Below are 25,864 nucleotides of genomic sequence, written 5' to 3'. Positions count from 1 at the left end.
GGCAAGCAAGGAGGCATCATGACGGTTGCGGTGATCATCGTCGCGGCGGGTCGCGGCACGCGGGCGGGCGAAGGCCTGCCGAAACAATGGCGCGATCTGGCCGGGCGGCCGGTTCTGGCACAGACGGTCGCGGCTTTCGCGGGGCTCGGCCGGATTCTGGTCGTGCTGCATCCCGACGACATGGGGCTTGGCATGGATTTGCTGGGCGGCTCGGTCGTGCTGGTCGCGGGCGGATCGACGCGGTCGGAAAGCGTGAAGAATGCGCTCGAGGCGCTGGAAGGCTCGGATGTGACGCGGGTCCTGATCCATGACGGCGCCCGGCCGCTGGTTCCGGCCTCGGTCACCGCCGCGGTTCTGGCCGCCTTGGAGACCACGCCGGGGGCTGCGCCCGCGCTGGCCGTGACCGATGCGCTGTGGCGTGGCGAAGCCGGTCTGGTCGCGGGCACGCAGGACCGCGAGGGGCTTTACCGGGCGCAGACGCCGCAGGGCTTCCGCTTCCCCGAGATTCTGGCGGCGCATCGCGCCCATCCGGGCGGGGCCGCCGATGATGTCGAGGTCGCCCGTCACGCGGGGCTTTCCGTGGCGATCGTTCCGGGGCATGAAGACAATCTGAAGATCACCTATGCGCCGGATTTTGCCCGCGCCGAGGCGATATTGCGTGAACGAAAGGGGCTGACGATGGATGTGCGACTGGGCAACGGCTATGATGTGCACGCCTTCTGCGAGGGCGATCATGTGGTGCTGTGCGGGGTGAAGGTGCCGCATGTGAAGGCGCTTCTGGGCCATTCCGACGCCGATGTGGGCATGCATGCGCTGACCGACGCGATCTATGGCGCGCTGGCCGAGGGCGATATCGGCCGTCACTTCCCGCCCAGCGATCCGCAATGGAAAGGCGCCGCCAGCTGGATCTTTCTGGATCATGCGGCGAAACTGGCGAAGTCGCGCGGCTTCCGGATCGGCAATGCCGATGTGACGCTGATCTGCGAACGGCCCAAGGTCGGCCCGCATGCGGTCGCGATGGCGGCGGAACTCGCCCGGATCATGGAGATCGAGCCCTCGCGCGTGTCGGTCAAGGCCACGACCTCGGAGCGGCTGGGCTTTACGGGCCGCGAGGAAGGCATCGCCTCGATCGCCACCGTGACGCTGATCGGCGCGTAAGATGGCGGCCCGCTGGCTGCAGGCCATCACCACCTTCGGCTTCGTCGGCCGGTTGCGCCCGGCCCCGGGCACCTGGGGCACGGCGGCGGGTCTGGCCCTGCTCTGGGCCGTCGAGCGCTTTGCCGGATTTGGCCCGCTTGTGGCGGCAACGGCTGTGATCACGGCCTTGGGCTTCTGGGCCGTGGCGCGTGAATTGCGCGACCGCCCGGGCGAGGACCCGTCGGAAATCGTCATCGACGAGGTGGCGGGCATCGGCGTCGCGCTGATCTTCCCCGCCGCCGGGTTCTGGCTGCGGGACATGTCGATGGTCTGGCCGGGGCCGGTGGCGGCCTTTCTGTTCTTTCGGCTCTTCGACATCTGGAAGCCCTGGCTTGTCGGCCGTGCCGACCGTCGCGGCGATGCGGCGGGGGTGATGCTTGACGATCTCTGGGCGGGGCTCTTTGCAGGGATCTGCACCGTGATCGCGGCCGGTCTCTGGCATGGGTTGATCCGATGATCGCCGTGGAAGTGCTTGATGCGGCGCAAGAAAAGGGCATCCGCATCACCACGGCGGAAAGCTGCACCGGCGGCATGGTTGCCGCCGCCCTGACCGAGATCCCCGGATCCTCGCGCGTTTTCGAACGCGGTTTCGTCACCTATTCGAACGCCGCCAAGGTCGAGATGCTGGGCGTTTCGGTCGAGACACTCGAGGCCTTTGGCGCGGTTTCCGAACAGGTGGCGCGCGAAATGGCCGAGGGCGCGCTGGCCCGGTCCGCCGCCGATCTGGCGGTGTCGATCACCGGAATCGCCGGTCCCGGCGGGTCCGAGTTCAAGCCCGAAGGCCGCGTCTGTTTCGGCCTCGCCCGCCGCGGGGGGCCGACGCACACCGAAACGCAAGAGTTCGGCGCCCTTGGCCGGTCCGCGGTCCGGGAAAAGTCCCGCGATCACGCCCTGTCGCTGCTGGCCGCTGCGCTTTCGTAATCCGCCACAATTCCCGGCTTGGTGCAAAAATTGCGCCCAATCCTTCAGCAACAAGAATACGCCCATGAATTAAGCGCATATTGTCGCCCCTCGCGCCTTTTCATGGCGGTTTCGGCATGCTTCGCCGCTGCCGAACCGACGAGGAGGATTCGGGATGAACGGGGCAGATACGGCCTGGGTCAGCATGGCGACGGCACTCGTGCTGTTGATGACGCTGCCGGGCCTTGCGCTTTTCTATGGCGGGCTGGTGCGGGCCCGCAGCGTATTGTCAATCTTCATGCAGTGCTTCGCACTTGCCGCCGCGATGAGCCTTTTGTGGTTGCTTGCAGGCTATTCGATCGCCTTTGGCGATGTCGGCGGCCTCTGGGGCGGTCTGTCGCGTCTGGGGATGATCGGGGTCACCGCAGACGATCTGCGCGGCACCCTGCCCGAGATCCTGTTCTTCGCCTTCCAGATGACCTTCGCTGTGATCACACCAGCGCTGATCCTTGGCGCCTTTGTCGAGCGGGTGAATTTCTGGTGGGTTTTCACCTTTTCGGCGGTCTGGATGCTGCTGGTCTATGCGCCGGTGGCGCATTGGATCTGGGGCGCGGGCTTTCTGTCGGACGGCGGGATCTTCGGCGAAAAAGGCACGCGGGATTTCGCCGGCGGCATTGTGGTGCATGAAACCGCGGCGCTGGCGGCCTTGTTGCTGGCGGTGATGATCGGGCCGCGCCGCAACCGCCACACGCCGCCGCACAATCCCGGCATGGTGGCGATCGGCGCGGGGCTTCTTTGGGTTGGCTGGTTCGGCTTCAATGGCGGTTCAGAACTTGCCGCCGACGGCACGGCCGCGATGGCGATCACCGCCACGCATCTGAGCGCCGCCGCCGCTTCGCTGTCCTGGATGTTCTGGGAAAGGCTCAAGTTCGGCCGTGCCTCGCTCGTGGGCATCGTCACCGGCTCCATTGCGGGCCTTGCTTCGGTGACCCCCGCCTCGGGCTATGTCTCGCCGCTGCAAGCGGTGATTATCGGCACGGTCGCGGGCATTCTGTGCCAGGAATCGGTGCTGATCGTGCGCGAACGGCTCAAGCTGGACGATTCGCTTGATGTCTTCGCCGTGCATGGTGTCGGCGGCATCTTCGGAACGATCATGGTCGCGGTCTTTGGTGCAGCAAGCTTTACCGCGCAGCTCGGGGCCCTTCTGATCGTGGGCCTTTACACGATCGCCCTGACCTGGGGCATTGCCCGCGCCGTCGCGCTGGTCTTTCCGATGCGCGTGGACAAGGAATCCGAGACCAACGGTCTGGACATTTCGACCCATGGCGAACGCGCCTACGACTTGAACTCCTGATCGCAAGCCCTTGTGTGAAAACAGAAAGGCCGCCAAAGGGCGGCCTTATTCATCTGCAGGCGCCCCGCAGGTTCAGCTTTGCACCCGGCCGGACCAACCGTAAAGCGCGATCGCCCGATCTTCGAAAGCCTTCACGATCATCCGCATCGCCTGATCGAAAACGATACCGATAACCCCCTGCAGCAGCGCATTCTTGAATTCGAAATCGACGAAGAAATCGACCTCGCATCCCCCGGGACGATCCGAGAACTGCCACCAGGAATGCATGTGCTTGAAAGGCCCGTCGAGATATTGCGTATCGACGCGAAAGTTGTCGGGATCCAGCACGACACGGGATCCGAAGCGTTCGCGGAACACCTTGAACGAGATCACCAGATCCGCTTCCATCAATTCGGTGCCCGGACGCGGCCCGGGCTTGCGGGCGCGGATGCGGGCGGCGGAATTCCAGGGCAGAAATTCCGGATACCGCGCGACGTCGGCCACAAGCGCATACATCTGCGCCGCCGAATAGGGCATGAAACGCTGTTCGGTGTGCCGCGGCATCGTGCCCGCCTCCCTTTTCCCGCGCCTCTTCTTGCGATAAAGCAACCGAATTGCAAGGGCCGAGAGGCCGCAGGAGGAACGATGTCGCAAAGCGGTTACGTAATCGACCAGATGATCTCGGCCAAAGCCATCGCGGCCCGGGTCGAGGCACTTGGCGCCGAAATCACCGAGGCCTTCAAGGACACCGACCGTCTGGTGGTGGTGGGCCTGTTGCGCGGCTCCTTCGTCTTCATCGCCGATCTGATCCGGGAAATCGGCGTGCCCTGCGAGGTCGATTTCCTTGAGGCCTCAAGCTATGGCAACGAGACCACCTCAACCCGAGAGGTCCGCGTTCTCAAGGACTTGCGCGGCATAATTGGCGGACGCGACGTGCTGGTCGTGGAAGATATCATCGACACCGGACATACGATTTCGAAAGTGATGGAGATGTTGCGGGCACGCGCACCGCGGCGGATCGAATGCTGCGCCATGCTCGACAAGCCGTCGCGCCGCGAGGTCGATGTGAAGGCGCGCTGGACCGGTTTTGAGATCCCCGATGAATTCGTTGTCGGCTACGGGCTCGACTATGCGCAAAACCACCGCAACCTTCCCTTCATCGGCACGGTCCGCTTCACCGATCCGCAGAAGTGATCACGGTTTTCCTGCCGGGGCCCGCCACAGGCCCCGGTACGAAGACGCAGGATCTAATCCGCCGTCCCGGCCAGAAGCGGGTCGATCTTTTTCGTGATCACATCCTCGGTCAGCGGCCCGGCAATGCGGGTCAGGATGCGCCCCGCACCATCGACCACGAAGGTCTCGGGCACCCCGGCCACGCCCCAATCCAGCCCCATCTTGTTGCCCGGATCGGCGCCAAGCCTGGTGTAGGGGCTGCCCATCTCGGCCAGGAACCCCTGCGCCTGGTCGGGCGTGTCCTTCCAGTTCACACCCATAATCTCGATTCCGTCCTGTTTCAGACCGATCAGATTCGGATGTTCGACCCGACAGGGCGCGCACCAGGAAGCCCAGAAGTTCACCAGCTTGATCTTGCCGTCGCGCAGATCAGCATCGGTGAAGGGCGCCTCCGCGCCCAGCGGTTCAAGCCGGACCGCGGGCGCCTCCTTGCCGGCAAGCGCGGTCGGCATGGCATTCGGGTCATTTTGCTGCATCGCGAAATAGCCCGCGCCAACAAAGCCCGCCATCACCAGCAGCGGAAGAAACATCAAGGGCTTAGCCATCGTTCTTCATCCGTTCTTCCTGGGCTTTCAACGCCCGTTTCACCTGCGCGCCGCGGATCAGCGTGGCCGCGATCAGCCCCGCCAGCAGCACAAGCGTCGCCCCCCAGGACGCAAGGATCGTGACGGCGTATTTTCCGAACTCCGGCATCATGCCATGCGCTCCCTTTGTTCCAGTGCCTTCAGACGACGGGCGCGGATCTCGGTGCGGGTACGCAACAGCAACAGAGCCACGAAGAGCATCCCGAAGCCCGCGATCGAGAGCACCAGGGGCTGCCAATAAACATCCGCAATATGCTCTTCCTTGTCGAGGCTGAGCGTCGAGCCCTGATGCAGGCCCTGGTTCCAGAAGATCGCCGCATAGCGCGACAGCACCGCAAAGACCGAGCCCACAAGACACAGAACCCCGGTCAGATCGGCGGCGGTATCGGGGTTCTCGATCGCTTCCCACAGCGCCATGTAGCCCAGATAGAACAGGAACAGGATCAGGAACGAGGTCAACCGCGGATCCCATTCCCACCAGGTTCCCCACATCGGCTGCCCCCAGAACGCCCCGGTGATCAGCGCGATCAGCGTCATCACCATGCCGATCGGCGCCGCCGCCTTCGCCGCCAGCGCCGAGACGTGATGACGCCGGATCAGCCAGATCAGCGAGGCGACCAGCATCATCACCCAGATGTTGATCGCCAGCGTCGCCGCCGGAACGTGGACATAGATCACCTTGACCGTCGCGCCGAATTCGGCCGCGACCGGGGTGAAGAAAAAGCCCCAGACGAGCCCGGGCAGCAGCGTCAGAACCGTCGCCGCCACGACCCAGGGCAAAAGCCGGCCCGAAGTCTGCATGAACTTGACCGGGTTCGCATATTCCCAGATCGACATCGGCTCTCCTCCCTCTCGCGTCCCGTCGGACATGTCATGCTTTGCCACGGCCCGGATTGACTCGCATCAATCTGGAATAAGTTTCACCGCAAATTGACCCGGATCGCCGCCGCCGAAGCAAAGGGCACCAAAGCCACCGTGGCCGCGGTGATCCCCGCCAGCATCGCCAGCGGCACTTCGATCGCCAGGCCCTCGGCGCCGCGCCGCACCAGTTCGGCGCCAAAGATCAGCGTCGGCACATAAAGCGGCAGGGCGAGCAGCGGCAACAGCAAGCCCCCCCGCTTCAGCCCCACCGTCAGCGCCGCGCCAAAGGTGCCCAGCACCGACAGCGCCGGCGTGCCCAGAAGCAGCGAGACCTCGAGCCAGAGATAGGCGGGCGCGGGCAAATGCAGCAGCACGGCGAATAGCGGCGCCGCCAGAACCAGCGGCAACCCGGTGGTGATCCAATGCGCCAGCGCCTTGATCGTCACCACCGCCTCCATCGGGATCGGCGCGGTGGCCAGAAGATCAAGCGAGCCATCCTCGAAATCGAGCGCAAAAATCCGGTCGAGCGACAGAAGACAGGCGAGCAAGGCGCCCAGCCACAGGATGCCGCTGGCGATCCGGGCCAGGATCTCGCCCTGCGGGCCGACGCCAAAGGGCACCAGCGTCACCACGATCAGAAAAAATGCAAGCCCGAGCCCGAAGCCGCCCCCGGCCCGGATCGCCAGCCGCAGATCCCGCGACAAAAGCGCCCTCATGACAAAATCCTCCGCCCACAGCCGATGTCGGCAAGAGCGTATTTGGACCAGGAAAAGGCCATGCGGTTTCTTCTTGGCACAACTACGCCCTTTTGCGGCAGGACTCGGGGGCCGCGGTTCACAGGAAGGCTCCGTCAAAGCCGTGATCGAAGGCGCCGCGATGGCCGCCCGCCTCGGGCGGACGCGCCTTGAACGGGGCAAGGTCCAGAACCCTCGCCTCGGACAGGCCCAGATCGATATGGGTCGCCATCAGCGCCGCCCCACCCGCCGCCAGATGCGCCCGCACGGCCTCGGCAAAAAGTGCCACCGAGGCGGCGTCGAGCGAGACCGTCGGCTCGTCCAGCACCCAGACCGGACGCCCGGTGACCAGAAGCCGCGCAAGGCCAAGCCGACGCTTTTGCCCCGCCGAAAGGCTTGCGGCGGCGCGGTGTTCCAGCGCGTTCAGGTTCATCCGTGCAAGCGCCGTCTCGACCGTGTCCGTCGCATGGATCGCCGCCCAGAACTGCAGGTTTTCGCGCACGGAAAGCGTGGCCTTCAGCCCGTCGGCATGGGCGGCATAGGCGATCCCCTCGGGCGGCATCGACACCCGCCCGGCCAGCGGCGGCTGCAGCCCCGCCAGCGTGCGCAAAAGCGTCGTCTTGCCGATCCCGTTCGGGCCGCGCAGCACCAGCGCATGGCCCGCGGCAAGCGAGAAGCTCACCCCCTCCAGCACGGCAAGACCGCCCCGGCTGACCGTGAGCTGATCGACGGCCAGCAGCGTCATGCCGTCGGCACCGCGCCCGGCATCGGCAAAAGGGCGGCGCCGACGCGGCGGCCCTCGGACAGAAGCACATTGTAATGACGCGCGGCAGAGGCGGTGGACATCGGCTCCGCCATCACCCCAAGCGCTTCAAGTTCCACCTGCAAGCCCTTGGGAAGATGGGCGATATCCGCGCCCATCCCGCACAGCAGCAGATCCACCTGCCCGGCCAGCGCGCGCAGCGCCGCAAGATCGTCGAAGCCGGTCCAGGGCATCGCCGCCTCGGCGTGGATCAAAAGCCCGCCGCGATGCACGGCCCCGGCAATGCGGAAAAAGCCGGGTCCGTAGCCGTCGATCGGCAGCGCGCCTGCGAAGCCCGGCTCACGGGGCGCCATCTTGCGCCCCGTTCGAGAAGAACTTGTCCGAGGGGTCCTTCTTCTCCTTGTTGCGGTCAAGACCGATGAACAGCACGATGTTCTTCGCCACATAGACCGAGGAATAGGTGCCGGTGAACACCCCCCAGACCATGGCGAAGACGAAGCCGCGGATCACGTCGCCGCCCCAGATCAGCATCGGCACCAGCGCCAGAAGCGTCGTCATGCCGGTCATCACCGTGCGCGAAAGCGTTTCGTTGACCGACAGGTTCATCACGTCGCGCAGCGGCATCGTCTTGTATTTGATCAGGTTTTCGCGCAGCCGGTCAAAGACGACGACGGTGTCGTTGATCGAATAGCCGGTGATCGTCAACAGCGCCGCCACCGTGGTCAGATCGAACTTCAGCTGCAGCACGGCGAAAAGCCCGACCGTCAGCAGCACGTCATGGACAAGCGCCACCACGGCGCCAAGCGCGAATTGCCATTCGAACCGGACCCAGATGTAGAACATGATCACCACGGTCGCCGCCAGAAGCGACCAGACCGCGGTCCAGACCAGCTCGCCCGAGACCTTGGGGCCGACGGATTCAAACGAGGTGATCTTCAGCGCCGGATCGACCGCGGTCAGCGCGGTCTCGACCTTGTTCACCAGCTCCTGGCCCTGCGCGCCCTGCCCCTCGGCGCCCTGCCCGTCCTCCTGCATCTGGATGCGGATCATCGCCACATGCTGATCTTCGCGGAAGCTGGGGTCGCGGACCTCGGAGATGATCACATCGCCAAGCTCGAGCGGCTCCAGCGCGGCCCGATAGACGCCGACATCGATCGCCGTCGTGGATTCGGTGCGGATCGTCGTGCCGCCCTTGAAGTCGATGCCGAAGTTCAGCCCGATCACCAGCGGCAGGATCACCGAGGCGATCATCATCACGATGGCCGCCCCGAAGGTCGCCCATTGCCAGCGGAAAAAGTCGAAGTTGGTCTTTTCGGGAACCAGTTTCAGACGGAAAGCCATGGTGGTTCCTCCTCAGATGACGATGGTCTTGGGACGACGCCAGCCGTACCAGATGACGATCATCAGCCGGACCACCCAGATCGCGGTGAAGATCGAGGCGGCGATGCCGATCATCGTGGTCACGGCAAAGCCGCGCACCGGCCCGGCCCCCAGCACGAACAGGATCGCCGAGGACAGGAACGAGGTCACGTTCGCGTCGATGATCGCCGACATCGCCTTGTCAAAGCCCAGCTCGATCGCGCGCACGGGCGATTTGCCCGACCGGATTTCCTCGCGCATGCGTTCGTAGATCAGCACGTTGGCATCGACCGAGGTGCCGATGGTCAGCACGATCCCGGCGATCCCGGGCAGGGTCATCGTGCCGCCGATCGCGCCCATCACGGCGAAGATGAAGGCAATGTTGATGAACAGCGCCACCGAGGAAAAGAAGCCGAAAAGCCCGTAGGAGGCGATCATGTAGGCCACGACCGCGACGAAGCCGATCACCGAGGCGACCATCCCCGCCTTGACGCTGTCGGCGCCCAGTTCCGGCCCGATCGTGCGTTCCTCAAGGAAGGTCATCCCCGCAGGCAGGGCGCCCGCGCGCAAAAGCAGCGCCAGATCCGTGGCTTCCTCGATGCTGAAACGGCCGGTGATGATCCCCGATCCGCCCGCGATATGCGCCTGGATCGTCGGTGCCGAAATCACCTTGCCGTCCAGAACGATGGCGAAGGGCTCTCCGATATGACCGGCGGTGTAATCGCCAAAGGCCCGGGCGCCGCTGACATTGAAGCGGAACGACACCGCCGGGGCGCCGTTGTCGTCGGTGGTCGGGCGCGCATCGGTCAGATCGTCGCCCGTCACCACCGGAACCTCGTCCAGCAGGTGATAAAGCCCCTGCCGTTCGGCATCGGGCAGAAGTTCATTGCCCGAGGCGACCGGCGCATTCGGGTTCGAGGTCGTGCTGAGCACCGGATGGAAGGTCAGCTTGGCGGTGGTGCCGATCAGATCCTTCAGCTCCTGCGCCGAGCCGATGCCGGGCACTTCGATCAGGATGCGGTCGGTGCCTTCGCGCATGATCGTGGGTTCGCGCGTGCCCGCCGCATCGACGCGCCGACGCACGATTTCCAGCGATTGCTGCATGGTGCGATCGTCGGTGGCTTTCTTTTCGGCCTCCGACAGCCGGAAGACGACGGTGTCGCCCTCGCCCGTCACCTCGTAGTCGGTCTGACCGACGCCGGTCAGGCTGACCACCGGGCTGGCCAGCGTCCGGGCCACTTCGACGGCGCGGGCGATCTGCGCGCGCTCGCCGATCTGGATGCGCAACTCGCCTTCGGGCGAGGGCACGCGCCGAATCGCGCCGATCGTGGCCCGCTCGGCGGCCAGAACCTTGCGCACCTCGGGCCAGAGCGCATCCATCCGGGCCTTGTAGACCTCGCCCAGATGCACCTCGGCCAGAAGATGCGCGCCGCCGCGCAGATCAAGCCCCAGATTGACCAGCGCCGAGGGCGCCCAGTCGGGCCAGGCGGCCTTGGCGGCCTCCTGGGTCTCGGTCATCGCCCCGGTCTTCTCGAAGGCGGAAACGGCGTCGTTATGCCCCTCGACGCGGGCATAGAACATGTTGGGCGCCGCCGTGATCAGCGCCGCAAGGCACAGACCCAGAATGACAAGACGCTTCCAAAGCGAAATCTGCAGCATGGCGGCGCGGCCCCGGTTCAGGTCAGCTATTGGCGGCCGGTTCGGTCTTCGACAGAACCTGCACGACGGCGCTGCGGATCATCCGCACCTTCATGTCCTTGGCGATCTCGACCTCGATTTCGCCGTCCTCGCGCAGATGCACGACCTTGCCGATGATGCCCGCCTGCGTCAGACCCATGTCACCACGCCGCAGCGCATCGACCATCGCCTTGTGTTCCTTGGCCTTTTTTTGCTGCGGGCGGATCAGCAGGAAATACATGATCACGAAGATCAGGATCAGCGGCACGAATTGGCCAAAGGCGGCCATGCCACCGGCGGCGGCAGAGGCATCCTGAGCATAGGCGGGAGAGACGAACATGGCATGGTCCTTTCGTTAGGGCCGTGGGGCGTTGCCCCGGTTTTCGGCGGGCACCCTAGCCGCGCCCCCCCGCAATGGCAAGGCGCGAGCGGCAGGCCGGGGCCGCGATCACGGTTGTGTCAGGAAAAAGGGGGCGCCGCCCCCTCTTCGGCTGCGCCGAAGTCCCCCCGCCTCAGCGGGCCGGAAGCGCGCGCTCGACCAGCCGGGCAAAGAAGCTGGCGCCGATCGGGGCGGCCTCGTCGTTGAAATCGAAGGCGGGATGGTGCAGCCCCGCCCCCGGCCCGGTGCCGAGGAACAGGTAAGCGCCCGGCCGCGCCTCGAGCATGTAGGAAAAGTCCTCGGCGCCCATTTCGCGCCCGGCATCATCCTTCACCGCTTCGGGGCCGGAGACCTCGCGCGCCACTTCGGCGGCAAAACGCGCCTTGTCGCCATCGTTGATGGTGGGCGGATAGCCCTTGTCATAGCGGATCTCGACCGAGACGCCAAAGGCGGCGGCCGTGCCTTCGACGATCTCGTGGAAGCGGCGCTCGACCATCGCGCGCACTTCGGGGGTGAAGGACCGGATCGTGGCGCAGAACCAGCCGGTTTCGGGGATGATGTTGTTCGCCGTGCCGACATGGATCTGCGTCACCGAGACGACCAGCTCATCCATCGCGAAAAGATTGCGCGAGACGATCGTCTGCAGCGATCCGACCATCGCGGTGATCGCCGGGATCGGGTCGATGCATTCATGCGGCGTCGCCCCATGCCCGCCGCGCCCCGTCACCGTGACCCAGGCGGTATCAACCGCGGCCATCAGCGCGCCCTGGGTGGTGTGGAAATGGCCAAAGGGCAGATTGGGCGCATTGTGGATGCCGTAAACCTCGGTGATGGCGAAACGCTCCATCACGCCTTCGCGCACCATCACCTCGCCGCCGCCGCCGTCTTCCTCGGCGGGCTGGAACAGAAGCGCCACGGTGCCCGCGAAATTCCGCGTCTCGGCCAGATATTTGGCGGCGCCCAGCAGCATCGCCGTATGGCCGTCATGGCCGCAGGCATGCATCTTGCCGTCGTGTTCCGAGGCATAATCGACCCCGGTGATCTCGTCGATCGGCAGCGCATCCATATCGGCGCGCAGCCCGATCACCGGCCCGTCCTGACGGCCCTTGATCAGCGCCACGATCCCCGAGGTGGCGATGCCCTCGTGGATCTCGTCCACGCCGATCTCGCGCAGCCGTTCGGCCACATAGGCGGCGGTCTTCGGCAGCTGGAATTCCAGTTCGGGGTGACGGTGCAGCCACTGCCGCCATTCCTTCATCTCGGGGGCAAGGGCGGCAATGCGGTTGATCACGGGCATGGTGGACTCTGGGTTTTGGAAAGCGATACTGGATTAGATGGACCTGCAGGGGGCAAGAGGCAATGGCGAAACCGACCGATCCGGGGATCTTCGTGCAAACCGACAGCGTGGGGGCGGAAACCGAGCGGCTGGCGGCGATCATGGCCTGTCTGCGCGATCCCGAGACCGGCTGCCCCTGGGATATCGAGCAGGATTTCGCCACCATCGCCCCCTATACGATCGAGGAGGCGCATGAGGTCGCCGATGCGATCGCGCGGCAGGCCTGGGGCGAATTGTCGGGCGAATTGGGCGATCTGGCGCTTCAGGTCGTCTTTCATGCGCAGATGGCGGCCGAGGCCGGGCATTTTTCGCTGCTCGATGTGCTGCGCGGGATCAATGCGAAGATGATCGCCCGGCATCCGCATGTGTTCGGGGACGAAAGCCGTGTGAAGAGCGCCGCGCAACAGACGGAAGACTGGGAGAAAATCAAATCCGCCGAGCGCGCGGCCAAGGCCGAGACCGGGGTGCTCGATGGCGTCGCGCTGGGGCTTCCGGCACTGACGCGGGCGCTGAAGCTGCAAAAGCGCGCGGCCCGGGTGGGGTTCGACTGGCCCTCGACCGCCGAGGTGGTGGCGAAGATCGTTGAAGAGGCGAACGAGCTGGTCGAAGCCCGTGATAAGCTGGGGGCCGAAGAGATCGCCGAGGAATATGGCGATCTGATGTTCGTGATGGTGAACCTGGGGCGGCATCTGGGGCTGGATGCCGAGGCCTGTCTGCGCGCGGCGAATGGCAAGTTCACCCGGCGGTTTGCCTTCATCGAGGCGGAACTGGCGAAGGCCGGCAAGCGGCCCGCCGACAGCGATCTGGCCGAGATGGACGCGCTTTGGGATGCGGCCAAGCGCAAGGGGCTGTAGGCGGGCTCTGCCCCGCACCCCGGGATATTTGCCGCAAGATAAAATCAGAACAGCGCCTTGCGCAGCATGTTCAGCGCGACCAGCATCAGAAACCCTGCGAAGAGGCGCTTGAGCGGTTTCGGATCCAGCCGATGCGCCAGCGCCGCGCCCCAGGCGGCGGTGACGACGGTGGTGGCGCCGATCACGACAAGGGCCGGAATGTTGATCGCCCCCAAAGTATAGGGCGGCGCGTTTTCGACCGGGGTCAGCAGAAAGGCCGCGGTCGAGGGCACCGCCATGATCGCGCCGAAACCCGCCGAGGTCGCCACGGCGCGGTGGATCGGGATGCCGTGCAGCGTCTGCATCGGCGTCGAGATCGACCCGCCCCCGATGCCGAGCAGCACCGAAACCGCCCCCATCAGCGGCCCGAACCAGAGCCGGAAGCCCCGCCCCGGCATCCCCTCGGCGATCCGCCAGCTTTGCTTGCCAAAGGCCATGTAAAGCGCGATCGCCATCACCAAAGTGCCGAAGATGATCGTCAGCGCATGGGTGTCGAGCCGCGTGACCAGAAACACCCCAAGCAGCGCCCCGCCCGCCACAGCGGGCGCCCAGTCGCGCAAAAGCTGCCAGTCGACCGCGCCCTTGCGGGCATGGGCGGTGACCGAACGGGTCGAGGTGATGATGATCGTCGCCATAGAAGTGGCGACGCAGACCTGCATCAGCCCCTCGGACCCATAGCCCAACCCGTTGAAAAGATAGAAGAAGGCCGGGACCAGAACGATGCCGCCGCCCACCCCCAGCAGCCCCGCCAGCACCCCCGCGACCGCGCCGACGGCCAGAAGGATCGCGATCAGCGGCAGGATCGTGGTCAGGTGGTCCATCTCACGCCTCTCGTGTCACTTCGGCCAGCGCCTGATCGTAAAGGGCCAGCCCCGCCCCGGGCCGGGTCGCCCCCTCGGACAGCACCCGCCGCCAGCCGCGCGCCCCGGGACGGCCGTGAAACAGGCCCAGCATGTGCCGGGTGATCTGGTGCAGCCGCCCGCCCGCCGCCAGATGATCGGCGATATAGGGCTTCATCGCCTCGGCCACCTCGACCGCCGAAAGCACCTCGCCCCGCCCCCAAAGCGCGACATCGGCGCCGGCCAGAACCTGCATCGGCTCCTGATAGGCGGCACGGCCGACCATCACCCCGTCCATCCCCGCGGCCAGATGCGTCTCGACCTGATCGAGCGTCGCAACCCCGCCGTTCAGGCTCAGATGCAGATGCGGAAATTCCCGCTTCATCGCATGGACCAGCGGATAATCGAGCGGCGGGATCTCGCGGTTTTCCTTGGGCGAAAGCCCCTGCAGCCAGGCCTTGCGGGCATGCAGGATGAACCGGGTGACCCCGGCCTCGGAGACGGTTTTCAGAAAGGCGGGCAGCACCTCCTCGGGCGACTGATCATCGACGCCGATCCGGCATTTCACCGTCACCTCGACCGCGGCCGCCGCCTGCATCGCCGCGACACAGCGGGCAACCAGATCGGGCGTTTTCATCAGCACCGCGCCGAAAGCCCCCGATTGCACCCGGTCCGAGGGGCAGCCGACATTCAGGTTGATCTCGTCATAGCCCCAGTCGCGGGCGATCCGCGTGGCTTCGGCCAGCTCGGCCGGGTCCGATCCGCCCAGTTGCAGCGCCACCGGATGCTCGACCGGGCTGAAATCCAGCAGCTGCGCCCGCTTGCCATGGATCACCGCCGGGGCGGTGACCATTTCGGTGTAAAGCAGCGCCTGACGCGACATCATCCGGTGAAAGACCCGGCAATGCCGATCTGTCCAGTCGAGCATCGGCGCAACGGACAGGCGCGCATGTGAGGAAACCCCCGCAAGGCCTTGTTTCACAGGCATTTCATCAACGGTGCCCGGGGGAGAGCTTGGCATCATCGAAGGTGTTTTCCGCTTTCAATGCCCCGGAAATCCGACATCCGTCCCGGGGCGATGCTGAATGTCGACAAGGGCAATCGCCTTTCGGGCGGGATCATAAAGAGCCCCGCAGGGATCGTCCACCGCCTTTGACGCAAGGAAAACCCCCGGACGCGCGGCGCCCGGGGGGAATGGCACTCTGGCAGGCGGTCTGACCCGCCCGGCTCTTACAGGAAGGCGTCCGGCACGGCGGCCTTTTTGCGGGCGACATATTCGGAGAGCGCCTCGTTGATCCCGGGATCGATCGCCGGGGCCTGATACTCGCCCAGCATCTTCTTCACCCGCACGCTGGCAAGCGTCGCGGTGTCGCGCGCGCCTTCCTCGTCCCAGGTTTCGAAGGGCTTGTAGTCGAACAGATCCGTCTTCCAGAACGCGTCCTTGAAATTCGCCTGGGTGTGAGAGCAACCAAGGAAGTGACCGCCCGGGCCAACCTCGCGCAGCGCCTCCATCGCCTGGCCGTTCGCGCTCATGTCGATGCCCGCCGCCAAACGGTGCAGCACGCCCAGCTGATCGGCATCCATCACGTATTTCTCGTAGGACGAGACCAGACCGCCTTCCAGCCAGCCGCAGGCATGCAGCATGAAGTTCACGCCCGAAAGCAGGCCGATGTTGAGCGTGTTCGCGGTTTCATAGGCCGCCTGCGCATCGGGCAGTTTCGAGCCGCAGAACGAGCCCGCCGAGCGGAACGGCAGGCCCATCCGCCGCGCCAGCTGCCCGGCGCCAAGGGTGATCTGCGCCGCTTCCGGCGTGCCAAAGGTCGGCGCCCCCGAATTCATGTCGATCGAGGTCACGAAGGCGCCGAAAATCACCGGCGCGCCCTTGCGGATGATCTGGCTGTAGGCGACGGCCACCATCACCTCGGCCAGAACCTGCGTCAGCGTGCCCGCCACCGTCACCGGCGCCATCGCCCCGCCGACGATGAAGGGCGAGACGATGCAGGCCTGGTTCGCGGCGGCGTAAACCTCCAGCGCATCCATCATGATCGGGTCAAAGGTCAGCGGCGAGTTGATGTTGACGAGCGAGGTCATCACCGTGTTCTCGTCGACGAATTTCTCGCCGAACAGGATCTTTGACATCTCGATCGAATCGACGCAGCGCGAGCGTTCGGTGACCGAGCCCATGAAGGGCTTGTCCGACAGCGTCATATGCGCGTGCAGCATGTCGAGGTGACGCTTGTTCACCGCCACGTCGGTCGGCTCGCAGACGGTGCCGCCCGAATGGTGCAGATATTTCGACATCTGCCCCAGCTTCACGAAATTGCGGAAGTCGGCAATCGTCGCATAGCGCCGCCCGCCTTCCAGATCGCGCACGAAGGGCGGCCCGTAAACCGGCGCAAGAACAAGGTTTTTCCCGCCGATGGTGACATTGCGATCAGGGTTGCGGGCATGCTGCACGAAGCTTGCGGGCGCGGTCTTGCACAGCTCGCGCGCAAGGCCCCTGGGGAAGCGGACCCGCTCGCCCTGCACATCGGCCCCCACCGCACGCCAGCGTTCCAGCGCCGCCGGGTTTTCGACGAAATTCACGCCGATCTGTTCCAGCACCGTCTCGGCATTGGCTTCGATCAGCTGCAGCGCTTCCTCGTTCAGGATCTCGAGGTTCGGAATGTTGCGCTCGATATATTTCGCGAATTCGACCCGCACCGCGGTGCGCTCGGCCCGCCGGGCCGCCCCGCCGCCGCCACGCGCCCGCCGCCCGCCTGCCGCCTGTTCGATCTCTTCGCTCATCGCGCACCTCCGCTTGGGTCTGACCCCGTTTTACCCGACGACGCTCCGCCGCCATGCGCGGTTTGCGACATCAGCGATAAAGAAGCGACCGACCGGCGTGGAACAGATGCACCTTTTCCGGTGCCGCGGTCAGGCGGACCGTCTGATGGCGCAGACCGGCATGAATGCCGGGCAGTTTCGCGATCACATGCGCCGCCCCCGGCTGCGCCGCGAAATAAAGCAGCGTCACCTCGCCAAGCGCCTCGACGATCTCGACCGTGCCGGTGAACAGGCCGCCCTGCGTGATCACAGTCAGATCCTCGGGCCGCACGCCGATATTCACCCGCAGGCCGCGATCGGCTTCGGTCGTCGGCACGGTCGATTCCGCCGTGCCGCCCCCATCCAGCGTGATCACAGTCCGCGTTCCGGGTTCCGTGATCACACCCGGAAGCAGGTTCATCTGCGGCGAGCCGATGAATTGCGCGACGAATTCGGTTTCGGGGTGCTCATAAAGCTGCAAGGGCGTGCCGACCTGGGCAATCCCCTTGTTCGCCAGCACGACAATGCGGCTGGCCAGCGTCATCGCCTCGACCTGATCATGGGTGACATAGATCATCGTGCGCTCGGGCATCGCCTCTTTCAGCTGCGCAATTTCGATCCGCGTCGCCACCCGCAGCGCGGCATCAAGGTTCGAGAGCGGCTCGTCGAAGAGATAGACCTTGGGGTCGCGCACGATCGCCCGACCGATGGCGACGCGCTGGCGCTGCCCGCCCGAGAGCGCCTTTGGCAGCCGGTCGAGATAGGGCGTCAGCTGCAAGATGCGGGCCGCATTTTCGACAGCCTTGTCAATCTCTTGCCGGGACTTCTTCGCAATCTTCAGGGCGAATTCCATGTTCTGCCGCACCGTCATGTGCGGATAAAGCGCGTAGCTTTGAAACACCATCGCGATGCCGCGTTGCGCGGGGGGCATGTCGTTCACCCGCACCCCATCGATGCGCAATTCGCCCGAGGTGATCCGTTCCAGCCCCGCGATCATCCGCAAAAGCGTCGATTTTCCGCAGCCCGAGGGGCCAACGAAAACGATCAGCTCGCCCGCCCTGATGTCGAGGTCGATGTCTTTCAGAACATCCACCTCGCCATAGGATTTGCCGACGCCGGTCAGGTTCAGATCAGCCATGATGCCCTCCGCAGCGGCGCAGGACCGCGTGCCCCCAGGGATGCAGCGCCACGGTGCCCCCGGTCGGCAAGGCGCCCTCCAGCGCCTCCCATTTCCCCGGGCAGCTGACAGTTGCCGGATTATCGGTCAGGTTGAACAGGCAAAGCAGCTCGGTTTCGCCCTCCGAACGCAGAAACCGCAGCACGCCCGCCTCGGCCGAGATCCCGGTCATCGTCCCCTTTGCCAAGGCCGGATGGGCATGGCGCAGCGCGATAGCCTGACGATAATGATGGATCAGCGCGCCGGGATCGCCTGCGACAACATCGGGCGCAAGGGCGCAATGGGCGGCGGGAACCGGCAACCAGGGCTTCACCGTCGAAAATCCGCCCTGCGGATCGTTGCCCTGCCAGACCATCGGCGTGCGGCAGCCGTCACGGCCCTTGAACTCGGGCCAGAATTCCTTGCCATAGGGGTCCTGCAGATCCTCATAGGCGATCTCGGCCTCGGGCAGGCCCAGTTCCTCGCCCTGATAGAGGCAGACCGAGCCCTTGAGGCACATCAGCAGCGTCGTGTAGCAGCGCGCCGCGGCTTCGGAGAGGCCCCAGCGACTGATGTGACGCATGACATCGTGGTTGGAATAGGCCCAGCAGGCCCAGCCCTCGGGGGCGACGGTCTCGAGCTTGCGGAAGACCTCGGCGATATACCCGGCACTCAAGGCCGCATGGCCCGACAGGAGTTCGAACGCGTAGGACATCTGCATCGCGTCGGGGCCAGAAGTGTATTCGCCCAGGATCTCGAGGCCGCGCTGGCTGTCGCCGATCTCGCCCACGGCGGCGGCCTTGTATCCATCCATCAGCTTGCGCAATTTTCGCAGAAAAACAATGTTCTGCGGGTGGTTCTTGTCGTAAAGATGGCGCTGGTGATTGTAAGGGTTGACCTTGGGCGCGGTCTGATCGTTGCGCTCTTCGACCGGCAGTGGCGGGTTGTCGCGCAGCTCGGCATCATGCATGTAGAAGTTGATCGTATCGAGCCGGAAGCCATCCACCCCGCGATCAAGCCAGAACTTCGCCACGCCCAGAAGCGCCTCCTGAACGGCGGGGCAATGGAAGTTCAGATCGGGCTGCGCGGTCAGGAAATTGTGCAGATAATATTGTTCGCGCCGGGCATCCCAGGCCCAGGCCGGACCGCCAAAGATCGACAGCCAGTTGTTCGGCGCCGTACCATCGGGTTTCGGCTCGGCCCAGACATACCAGTCGGCTTTCGGGTTCCCCCGGCTTTGGCGGCTTTCCTGAAACCAGGGATGCTGGTCGGAGGTGTGCGACAGAACAAGGTCGATCAGCACTTTCAGCCCGAGCTCATGCGCCCGCGCGATCAGCGCGTCGAAATCGGCGAGCGTGCCGAAAAGCGGATCGACATCGCAATAATCGCTGACGTCATAGCCGAAATCCTTCATCGGCGAGGTGAAGAAGGGCGAAATCCAGATCGCATCGACGCCCAACCCGGCCACGTGATCCAGCCGCCGGGTGATCCCGGGCAGATCGCCGACCCCGTCGCCATTCGTGTCCTGAAAGCTGCGCGGGTAGATCTGATAGATCACCGCACCGCGCCACCAGTCGGGGGATTTCTCAAGGAAGGTCATTCAGCCACCTTTCACCGAGCCGGCCAGAAGACCGCGCACCAGGTATTTCTGCAACGCAAAGAAGACGAAAAGCGGCACCGCGATCGAGACGAAAGCCGAGGCCGCCAGGATTTCCCAATCCCCCCCGCGCGAGCCCAAAAGCGCGCGCAAAGCCCCGGTCATCACCTGGGTATCGGTGGAATTCCCAAGGAAAACAGTGGCTACGAGGAGGTCGTTCCAGACCCAGAGGAATTGGAAAATCGCAAAGGAGGCCAGCGCCGGGAAGGACAAGGGCAGCACGATGCGGCGGAAGATCTGGAATTCCGTCGCGCCATCGACGCGGGCCGACTCGATGATCTCGCGCGGCAGGCCGACCATGTAGTTGCGCAAAAGATAGATCGCCAGCGGCAGGCCGAAGCCGGTATGGGCCAGCCAGATGCCGAGGTAGCTTTGATTGAGGCCGATCTGATTGTGCAGCTTCAAAAGCGGGATCAGCGCCAGCTGCAAGGGCACGACCAGCAGGCCGACGATCACCGCCACCAGAGCCGCGCGGCCCGGAAACCGCATCCAGGCCAAGGCATAGGCGGCAAAGGCGGCAATCAGGATCGGAATGATGGTCGCCGGGATCGTCACCGTCATCGTGTTCAAGAACGCCCGTCCGATCCCCTCGGCTGTGATCACACGGGCATAATTCTCGGTGGTCAGACGCGGCGGGGCGAGCGTGGTGACGAAGATCCGCATGCCCCGTCCTTCGGCGAAGGCCGTCGGAGAGGTCAACCGATAATCGCCATTTTCCGCAACCGTCAGCCTTTGCCCGTCCTTCAGATCGGCCGTCTCTCCGGGCTGATAGGCGCCTGGCGCCTTTGAGGTCACCCCCCAGGATTGTAGCTCAGCTTCGGGCGGCAAGACATTGCCGGATATGACGAAAAGATCGCCCTCCTGTATTTGATCCGAAGCGGTTCCGGCGCGCACGAACCTGCTTTCCGTGGCCGAAAACGCCGCCCGCCACCAGCCCGAGGTCACGATCTGATCGCGGTCGCGAAAGGACGACACCAGCAAGCCCAAAGTCGGGATCGTCCAGAGCAGCACCAGCGCCGCCGCCGCCAGATTGACCGCCCAGACCAGCGCCGAAGACCGCCCGGCCACGCCATTGGCGCCCCCTGCCTTCATCCCTGCATCTCCCGGTTCGCCGCGCGGATGTTCCAGACCATGATCGGCGTCACCAGAGCCATGATCACCAGCGCCACGGTCGAGGCCCGCCCGGCATCATTCGCCCGGAACATCCAGTCGAACATCAGATTGGCCATCACCTGCGTGCCCCATTGCCCGTTCGTCATCGTCAGCACGATGTCGAAGACCTTGAGCACGGTGATGGTGATCGTCGTCCAGACGACGGCAATCGTGCCCCAGATCTGCGGCACCTTGATGCGGAAAAAGATCTGCAACGGCGTCGCCCCGTCGATCGTCGCCGCCTCGAGGGTTTCCTCGGGAATGCCGCGCAGCGCCGCCGAGAGGATCACCATCGCAAAGCCGGTCTGGATCCAGATCAGCACCACCATCAACAGGAACGAATTCCAGCCCGGCACCGTCAGCCAGGCCCGCGCGGTGCCACCCAGGGCGGTGACCAGCGCGGACAGAAGACCGATCTCCGCCTGCCCCTCGCCGCGGTAGTCATAGACGAATTTCCACACCACCGCGGCCCCGACAAAGGACACCGCCATCGGCATGAAGATGAACGATTTCGCGACATTTCCCCAGCGCAGACGATCGGTCAAAGCCGCCGCGACCAACCCGAAAAGCGTCGCCAGCGTCGGCACAACAACGAGCCACAAGGCATTGTTGCGCAAGGATTCATGGAATTTGCCATCGGCCATCAGCCAGCGGTAGTTGGCCAACCCCACAAAGGTCTCGCCGCGGCTGTCATGGAAGGAGAGCCAGAGCGAGACGAAGATCGGATAGACCAGATAGACGCCAAGCGCGACCACCGCCGGTCCCAGAAACAGCCAGGGCCGGATCATCGCCGCCAGCGCCAGATTGCGGCCGATCTTCGGCCCGCGCGACGGCAGCACGGCATCCAGCGCCAGGTTCGACAGCCAGAACCAGGCGACGCAGCCGAAGACGCCGATGACGATGGTCGAGAGCGCCGACACCGCCTGCGCGATCAAGGTCTGATCCATCCGCCCCCTCCCCGAAGCGTTCGAGGCACGCCCCCGGCATGCCCCGCCGGTTGCGCTTATTTGATCGCGTCCCAGGATTTCTGGATCTCGGCCGCGACACTGGCGCTGTCCTTGCCGCCGACATAATCGACCATGCCGGTCCAGAACGTGCCCGCGCCCACTGCGCCCGGCATCAGATCCGAGCCGTCAAAGCGGAAGGTCGAGGCATTCAGCAGGATCTGCCCCATCTTCTTCAGCGTCGCATCGCCGTAAACTTCTGGGTTGACCGTTTTCAGCGGCGTCAGAAAGCCCGTCTGCGCCATCCAGATCTCATGCGCGATCGGCGTTTGCAGGAATTCGAAAAAGGCCTTCGCCGCCGGGCTTTCCCGCGTCATCACGAAAACCGTGCCCGCCCCCAGCACCGGCTTGCCCAGATCCTTGCCCGCATAGGCCGGGAAATAGAAGAAATCGACATCCTCGCCGATCTGCGTGCCTTCGGGGAAGAAACTCGGGATGAAGGAGGCCTGCCGGTGCATGTAGCATTGCGGTGGCGAGGAGAAGAGCCCCTTCGGACTGTCGCGGAAATCGGTCGCCCCCACAGCACCCGCACCCCCGGCCACAAAGGCATCCGTCTTCGCGAACCAGCCGAAATCATCGATCGCCGCCAGCACCTTGGGGTCGGTGAAGGGCAGCGCATTCGTCGTCCAGGCGTCGTAATCCTCGGGCGTGTTGTTGCGCAGCATCATGTCTTCGACCCAGTCGGTCGCGGGCCAGCCCGTCGCGGGACCAGAGCCGAGACCGATGCACCAGGGCGTGCCGCCATCCGCCACGATCTTTTCGGTCAGCGCCTTCAGCTCCTCCATCGTCTGCGGCACCTCATAGCCCGCATCCTCGAAGTTTTCCGGGCTGTACCAGACCAGCGATTTCAGGTCGATCTTGTAAAAGAGCCCATAAAGCGCCTTCGTGCCATCAGGCCCGGCATAGCTGCCCAGATCGACCCAAGATTGACCGGCGGCATAATTCTCGGCCAGCCAAGCCTGCGCCTCGGCCCCCAAGGGCACCAGCTTGCCCCGCCGCGCCAGATCGGCGGCCAGCCCGGGCTGCGGCACCACCGCGACATCGGGCGGCGATCCGGCCTCGACATTGACCATGATCCGCTGCTCGAACCCGTCGCCGCCGTTATAGTCGACGCTGGCCCCCGTCGCCGTTTCGAAAGCCGCCAGCACGGTCTCGAACAGGGCCTTGTCCACCCCGCCCCAGGGCCCGTCGATCACCAGCTTTTGCCCCTTCAGGTCATGGCTCGCCTTGAAGCTGTCGAAACTGTCCCAATGAAACCGGGCATCCTCCCCCGGAGCGAACTTCATCTCGCGCGCCAGCGCACCCGAGGTCGCCAGCGCAAGCACCGCTGCGCCCAGCAAAAGATGTTTCGTCATGCCGTCCTCCCGAGACCGGACCAAAGGCCCTTGACCAGTGTCCCCCGGGGGCGGATCCGACTCGCCCCCAAAGCGCTTTGGATGCAAAAGCGTCCCCCAAAGCGAAAACAAAGTCAACCGCAGCGATCGCTGCAGCTGCAGCATTCACAGGGCGCCATGCTGCACCGGCAGCATTATTCCCGTCGCCACGATCCGATTGACGCCCCCCGGGCAAGAGGATTACGCTGGCCTCTTCCAAACCGCTTTGAAACGCGGTCACGCCGGACCCTGTCATGAACCTCAAAGACCTCGCGCAGCATCTGGGGCTTTCGCCGACCACCGTCAGCCGGGCGCTGAACGGCTTTCCCGAAGTGGCCGAGGCGACGCGGGCCCGGGTCGAGGCGGCGGCGCGGCAGTACAACTACAGGCCGAACACCCAGGCGAAGCGGCTGGCCACCGGCCGGGCGATGGCGATCGGCCATGTGATCCCGATTTCGACCCAGCACGAGATCGTCAATCCGGTCTTTGCCGATTTCATCGCCGGCGCCGGCGAGGTCTATGCCCGGGCGGGCTATGACATGGTTCTGACCATCGTGCCCGACGCCGATCAGGACCGCGCCTACCGCGAGATCCGCTCCAAGGGCAATGTCGATGGCATCATCCTGCACGGGCCGCGGGCGGGCGATGCGCGGATCGCGCTGCTTGAAGATCTGGGCCTGCCCTTTGTCGTGCATGGCCGCGCCTCCGGCATCAGCCGCCCCTATGCCTTTGTCGACGTGAACAATTCCCGCGCCTTTGAACGGGCGACGCGGTTCCTGCTCGACCTTGGGCACCGCCGCATCGCGCTGGTGAACGGGATCGAGACGATGGATTTCGCGCTGCGCCGCCGCCGCGGGTTCGAGCGCGCGCTGGCCGCGGCCGATCTGACCCCCGATCCCGCCCTGATGGTGGCGGGCGAGATGACCGAGGCGCAGGGCCATGATGCCGCCCGCGCCATGCTGCGCCGCGCCGACCGGCCCACGGCTTTCCTGACCTCCTCGCTGCTCTCGGCGATGGGGGTGAGGCGTGCACTGTGGGAGGAAGGCCTGGTGATGGGCCGCGATGTCTCGATCGTCACCCATGACGACGAGCTGGGCTATCTGCGAAACGGCGCCGAGGAGCCGATCTTCACCGCCACCCGCTCTTCGGTGCGCGAGGCCGGGCGGCGCTGCGCCGCGATGCTTCTGCGGATGATCGAGGCGCCCCCGACCGAGCCCGCCTCGGAGCTGCTCGAGGCCGTCCTCGTCGTCGGCGCCTCCACAGGACCGGCCCGCAACCCTTTGTCCCTGAAAGATAATCCATGACCGCCCTGCCCCCGCGCCAGGCCTTTCCGCAAGGCTTCCTGTTCGGTGCCGCCACCTCGTCGTATCAGATCGAGGGGCATGGCTTCGGCGGCGCAGGCCCGACGCATTGGGACACATTCGCCGCAACGCCGGGCAATGTGAAGGGGGCGGAAACCGGCGCCCGCGCCTGTGATCACTATCACCGCTGGGCCGAGGATCTTGACCTTGTGGCGGCGGCGGGGTTTGAGTCCTATCGCTTTTCCACCTCCTGGGCCCGCGTCCTGCCCGAGGGCCGCGGCGCGGTGAACCCCGAAGGGCTCGATTTCTACGACCGTCTGGTCGATGGGATGCTGGAACGCGGGCTGAAACCGGCGCTGACGCTGTACCATTGGGAACTGCCCGCGGCGCTCTCCGATCTGGGCGGCTGGCGCAACCGCGACGTGGCGCAGTGGTTTGGCGATTTCACCCGCATCATCGCGCAGCGGCTGGGCGACCGGCTCTGGTCGGTTGCGCCGATCAACGAGCCCTGGTGCGTGGGGTGGCTCTCGCATTTCCTTGGCCTGCATGCGCCGGGGCTGCGCGACATCCGCGCGACGGCGCGGGCGATGCATCACCTCTGTCTGGCCCATGGCACGGCGATCGGCGTTCTGCGCGCCGAAGGGGTCAGCAACCTTGGCGCCGTGTGCAATTTCGAACATGCCCTGCCCGCCGAAGACAGCCCGGAATGTCATCTTGCCACAAGGCGTTACGACGCGATCTTCAACCGCTTCTTCATCGAGGCGATGTTTCAGGGCCGCTACCCCGAAGAGGTTCTCGAAGGCTTTTCCCCGCATCTGCCCAAGGGCTGGGAGCAGGATTTCCCCACCATCACCGCACCTTTGGACTGGTTCGGCATCAACTATTACACCGCCAAGCGCATCGGCCCCGCCGCCGGTCCCTGGCCCGGCACGGCGGAACTCCCCGGCCCGTTGCCCAAAACCGCTTTGGGCTGGGAAATCTGTCCCGAGGGGCTGAGCCATCTTCTGATCCGGCTGCAGCGCGACTACACCGGCGCGACACCGCTTTACATCACCGAAAACGGCATGGCGGCCGAGGACCGGCTGCGCGACGGCCACTGCCTCGACGCGGACCGCATCGCCTATCTGGCCGCGCATCTGCAGGCCTGCCGCGCCGCCATCGCTGCGGGGGTGCCGCTTGCGGGCTATTACGCCTGGTCGCTTCTGGACAATTACGAATGGGCCGAGGGCTATTCCGGCCGCTTCGGTCTTGTCCATGTCGATTTCGAAAGCTTGCAGCGCACCCCCAAGGCATCTTATCACGCGATCAAGAAGGCTTTGGAGCGCTAA

27 protein-coding genes are annotated in these 25,864 nt (G+C 65.1%); 8 read left to right on the top strand and 19 right to left on the bottom strand.

Annotated elements, in window-relative coordinates; genetic code table 11:
• The first annotated feature begins 18 nt into the window (after nt 1-18).
• The 4 genes from RCAP_RS08905 (at nt 19) to RCAP_RS08890 (ending at nt 3,451) form a co-directional block, all read left to right on the top strand.
• On the top strand, nt 19-1,158 hold the full coding sequence (locus RCAP_RS08905; RefSeq protein ID WP_013067519.1) for a bifunctional 2-C-methyl-D-erythritol 4-phosphate cytidylyltransferase/2-C-methyl-D-erythritol 2,4-cyclodiphosphate synthase: 1,140 nt from the start codon (nt 19-21) through the stop codon (nt 1,156-1,158).
• Nucleotide 1,159: 1 nt separating this feature from the next.
• Complete coding sequence (locus RCAP_RS08900) at nt 1,160-1,654, top strand: phosphatidylglycerophosphatase A family protein (RefSeq protein ID WP_013067518.1); 495 nt, start codon at nt 1,160-1,162, stop codon at nt 1,652-1,654.
• Nucleotides 1,651-2,118, top strand: coding sequence for a CinA family protein (locus RCAP_RS08895; protein WP_013067517.1), 468 nt, complete (start codon nt 1,651-1,653; stop codon nt 2,116-2,118). Before RCAP_RS08900 ends, RCAP_RS08895 begins: the two co-directional genes overlap by 4 nt.
• A gap of 154 nt (nt 2,119-2,272) precedes the next feature.
• Nucleotides 2,273-3,451 (top strand): ammonium transporter, encoded by a 1,179-nt coding sequence (locus tag RCAP_RS08890; protein WP_013067516.1) that lies wholly within the window; start codon nt 2,273-2,275, stop codon nt 3,449-3,451.
• Nucleotides 3,452-3,523: 72 nt separating this feature from the next.
• Here the strand turns inward: RCAP_RS08890 and RCAP_RS08885 are convergent, their stop codons facing one another.
• Nucleotides 3,524-3,994 carry a type II toxin-antitoxin system RatA family toxin gene (locus RCAP_RS08885; protein WP_013067515.1) on the bottom strand — a complete coding sequence of 157 codons (471 nt, stop codon included), beginning with the start codon at nt 3,992-3,994 and terminating at the stop codon, nt 3,524-3,526.
• An 81-nt stretch (nt 3,995-4,075) separates the two neighbouring features.
• On the opposite strand from RCAP_RS08885, the gene hpt reads away from it, so the two are divergent.
• Nucleotides 4,076-4,624, top strand: coding sequence for a hypoxanthine phosphoribosyltransferase (gene hpt / locus RCAP_RS08880; protein WP_013067514.1), 549 nt, complete (start codon nt 4,076-4,078; stop codon nt 4,622-4,624).
• Nucleotides 4,625-4,677: 53 nt separating this feature from the next.
• On the opposite strand, the gene RCAP_RS08875 is transcribed toward hpt, so the two are convergent.
• The 10 genes from RCAP_RS08875 to RCAP_RS08830 all read right to left on the bottom strand — a co-directional run bounded on the left by RCAP_RS08875 (nt 4,678) and on the right by RCAP_RS08830 (nt 12,317).
• Complete coding sequence (locus RCAP_RS08875; protein WP_013067513.1) at nt 4,678-5,208, bottom strand: DsbE family thiol:disulfide interchange protein; 531 nt, start codon at nt 5,206-5,208, stop codon at nt 4,678-4,680.
• On the bottom strand, nt 5,201-5,359 hold the full coding sequence (gene ccmD / locus RCAP_RS08870) for a heme exporter protein CcmD (protein WP_013067512.1): 159 nt from the start codon (nt 5,357-5,359) through the stop codon (nt 5,201-5,203). The genes RCAP_RS08875 and ccmD overlap by 8 nt, the downstream gene beginning before the upstream one ends.
• The gene (locus RCAP_RS08865; RefSeq protein WP_013067511.1) at nt 5,356-6,084 is read right to left on the bottom strand and encodes a heme ABC transporter permease; all 729 of its coding nucleotides are present in this window, start codon (nt 6,082-6,084) and stop codon (nt 5,356-5,358) included. Before RCAP_RS08865 ends, ccmD begins: the two co-directional genes overlap by 4 nt.
• A gap of 83 nt (nt 6,085-6,167) precedes the next feature.
• Complete coding sequence (ccmB, locus tag RCAP_RS08860) at nt 6,168-6,824, bottom strand: heme exporter protein CcmB (RefSeq protein ID WP_013067510.1); 657 nt, start codon at nt 6,822-6,824, stop codon at nt 6,168-6,170.
• A 118-nt stretch (nt 6,825-6,942) separates the two neighbouring features.
• Nucleotides 6,943-7,587 carry a heme ABC exporter ATP-binding protein CcmA gene (ccmA, locus tag RCAP_RS08855; RefSeq protein ID WP_013067509.1) on the bottom strand — a complete coding sequence of 215 codons (645 nt, stop codon included), beginning with the start codon at nt 7,585-7,587 and terminating at the stop codon, nt 6,943-6,945.
• Entirely contained in the window at nt 7,584-7,958 is a 375-nt protein-coding gene (locus tag RCAP_RS08850) for an Mth938-like domain-containing protein (protein ID WP_013067508.1), read from the bottom strand. The genes ccmA and RCAP_RS08850 overlap by 4 nt, the downstream gene beginning before the upstream one ends.
• A complete protein-coding gene (gene secF, locus RCAP_RS08845; protein WP_013067507.1) occupies nt 7,945-8,946 on the bottom strand; it encodes a protein translocase subunit SecF in 1,002 nt (333 codons plus the stop codon). The genes RCAP_RS08850 and secF overlap by 14 nt, the downstream gene beginning before the upstream one ends.
• Before the next feature lie 12 nt (nt 8,947-8,958).
• Nucleotides 8,959-10,623, bottom strand: coding sequence for a protein translocase subunit SecD (gene secD / locus RCAP_RS08840; RefSeq protein ID WP_013067506.1), 1,665 nt, complete (start codon nt 10,621-10,623; stop codon nt 8,959-8,961).
• Nucleotides 10,624-10,645: 22 nt separating this feature from the next.
• A complete protein-coding gene (yajC, locus tag RCAP_RS08835; RefSeq protein WP_013067505.1) occupies nt 10,646-10,981 on the bottom strand; it encodes a preprotein translocase subunit YajC in 336 nt (111 codons plus the stop codon).
• Between the two features lie 172 nt (nt 10,982-11,153).
• A complete protein-coding gene (locus tag RCAP_RS08830) occupies nt 11,154-12,317 on the bottom strand; it encodes a M20 aminoacylase family protein (RefSeq protein WP_013067504.1) in 1,164 nt (387 codons plus the stop codon).
• 62 nt (nt 12,318-12,379) lie between these two features.
• On the opposite strand from RCAP_RS08830, the gene mazG reads away from it, so the two are divergent.
• Nucleotides 12,380-13,210, top strand: coding sequence for a nucleoside triphosphate pyrophosphohydrolase (gene mazG, locus RCAP_RS08825; protein WP_013067503.1), 831 nt, complete (start codon nt 12,380-12,382; stop codon nt 13,208-13,210).
• 44 nt (nt 13,211-13,254) lie between these two features.
• Here the strand turns inward: mazG and RCAP_RS08820 are convergent, their stop codons facing one another.
• The 8 genes from RCAP_RS08820 to RCAP_RS08785 all read right to left on the bottom strand — a co-directional run bounded on the left by RCAP_RS08820 (nt 13,255) and on the right by RCAP_RS08785 (nt 23,217).
• Complete coding sequence (locus RCAP_RS08820; protein WP_013067502.1) at nt 13,255-14,070, bottom strand: sulfite exporter TauE/SafE family protein; 816 nt, start codon at nt 14,068-14,070, stop codon at nt 13,255-13,257.
• Between the two features lies 1 nt (nt 14,071).
• Nucleotides 14,072-15,016 carry a tRNA dihydrouridine(20/20a) synthase DusA gene (dusA, locus tag RCAP_RS08815; protein ID WP_031321208.1) on the bottom strand — a complete coding sequence of 315 codons (945 nt, stop codon included), beginning with the start codon at nt 15,014-15,016 and terminating at the stop codon, nt 14,072-14,074.
• Between the two features lie 302 nt (nt 15,017-15,318).
• On the bottom strand, nt 15,319-16,875 hold the full coding sequence (locus tag RCAP_RS08810) for a trimethylamine methyltransferase family protein (RefSeq protein ID WP_013067500.1): 1,557 nt from the start codon (nt 16,873-16,875) through the stop codon (nt 15,319-15,321).
• A gap of 70 nt (nt 16,876-16,945) precedes the next feature.
• The gene (locus RCAP_RS08805; RefSeq protein ID WP_013067499.1) at nt 16,946-18,031 is read right to left on the bottom strand and encodes an ABC transporter ATP-binding protein; all 1,086 of its coding nucleotides are present in this window, start codon (nt 18,029-18,031) and stop codon (nt 16,946-16,948) included.
• The gene (locus RCAP_RS08800; protein ID WP_013067498.1) at nt 18,024-19,649 is read right to left on the bottom strand and encodes an alpha-amylase family glycosyl hydrolase; all 1,626 of its coding nucleotides are present in this window, start codon (nt 19,647-19,649) and stop codon (nt 18,024-18,026) included. Before RCAP_RS08800 ends, RCAP_RS08805 begins: the two co-directional genes overlap by 8 nt.
• Entirely contained in the window at nt 19,650-20,798 is a 1,149-nt protein-coding gene (locus tag RCAP_RS08795; RefSeq protein WP_013067497.1) for a carbohydrate ABC transporter permease, read from the bottom strand.
• The gene (locus tag RCAP_RS08790) at nt 20,795-21,805 is read right to left on the bottom strand and encodes a carbohydrate ABC transporter permease (RefSeq protein ID WP_013067496.1); all 1,011 of its coding nucleotides are present in this window, start codon (nt 21,803-21,805) and stop codon (nt 20,795-20,797) included. The genes RCAP_RS08795 and RCAP_RS08790 overlap by 4 nt, the downstream gene beginning before the upstream one ends.
• Before the next feature lie 56 nt (nt 21,806-21,861).
• On the bottom strand, nt 21,862-23,217 hold the full coding sequence (locus RCAP_RS08785; RefSeq protein ID WP_013067495.1) for an ABC transporter substrate-binding protein: 1,356 nt from the start codon (nt 23,215-23,217) through the stop codon (nt 21,862-21,864).
• Between the two features lie 272 nt (nt 23,218-23,489).
• Between RCAP_RS08785 and RCAP_RS08780 the strand changes: the two genes are divergently transcribed.
• A complete protein-coding gene (locus tag RCAP_RS08780) occupies nt 23,490-24,539 on the top strand; it encodes a LacI family DNA-binding transcriptional regulator (protein ID WP_013067494.1) in 1,050 nt (349 codons plus the stop codon).
• Nucleotides 24,536-25,864 (top strand): GH1 family beta-glucosidase, encoded by a 1,329-nt coding sequence (locus RCAP_RS08775; RefSeq protein ID WP_013067493.1) that lies wholly within the window; start codon nt 24,536-24,538, stop codon nt 25,862-25,864. Before RCAP_RS08780 ends, RCAP_RS08775 begins: the two co-directional genes overlap by 4 nt.

Origin of the sequence: Rhodobacter capsulatus SB 1003 (assembly GCF_000021865.1) — a bacterium.
GTDB classification, from domain to species: Bacteria; Pseudomonadota; Alphaproteobacteria; order Rhodobacterales; family Rhodobacteraceae; genus Rhodobacter; species Rhodobacter capsulatus_B.
Note: the sequence above shows the minus strand (reverse complement) of the source record. Positions and strands in the feature narration are given on the sequence as shown.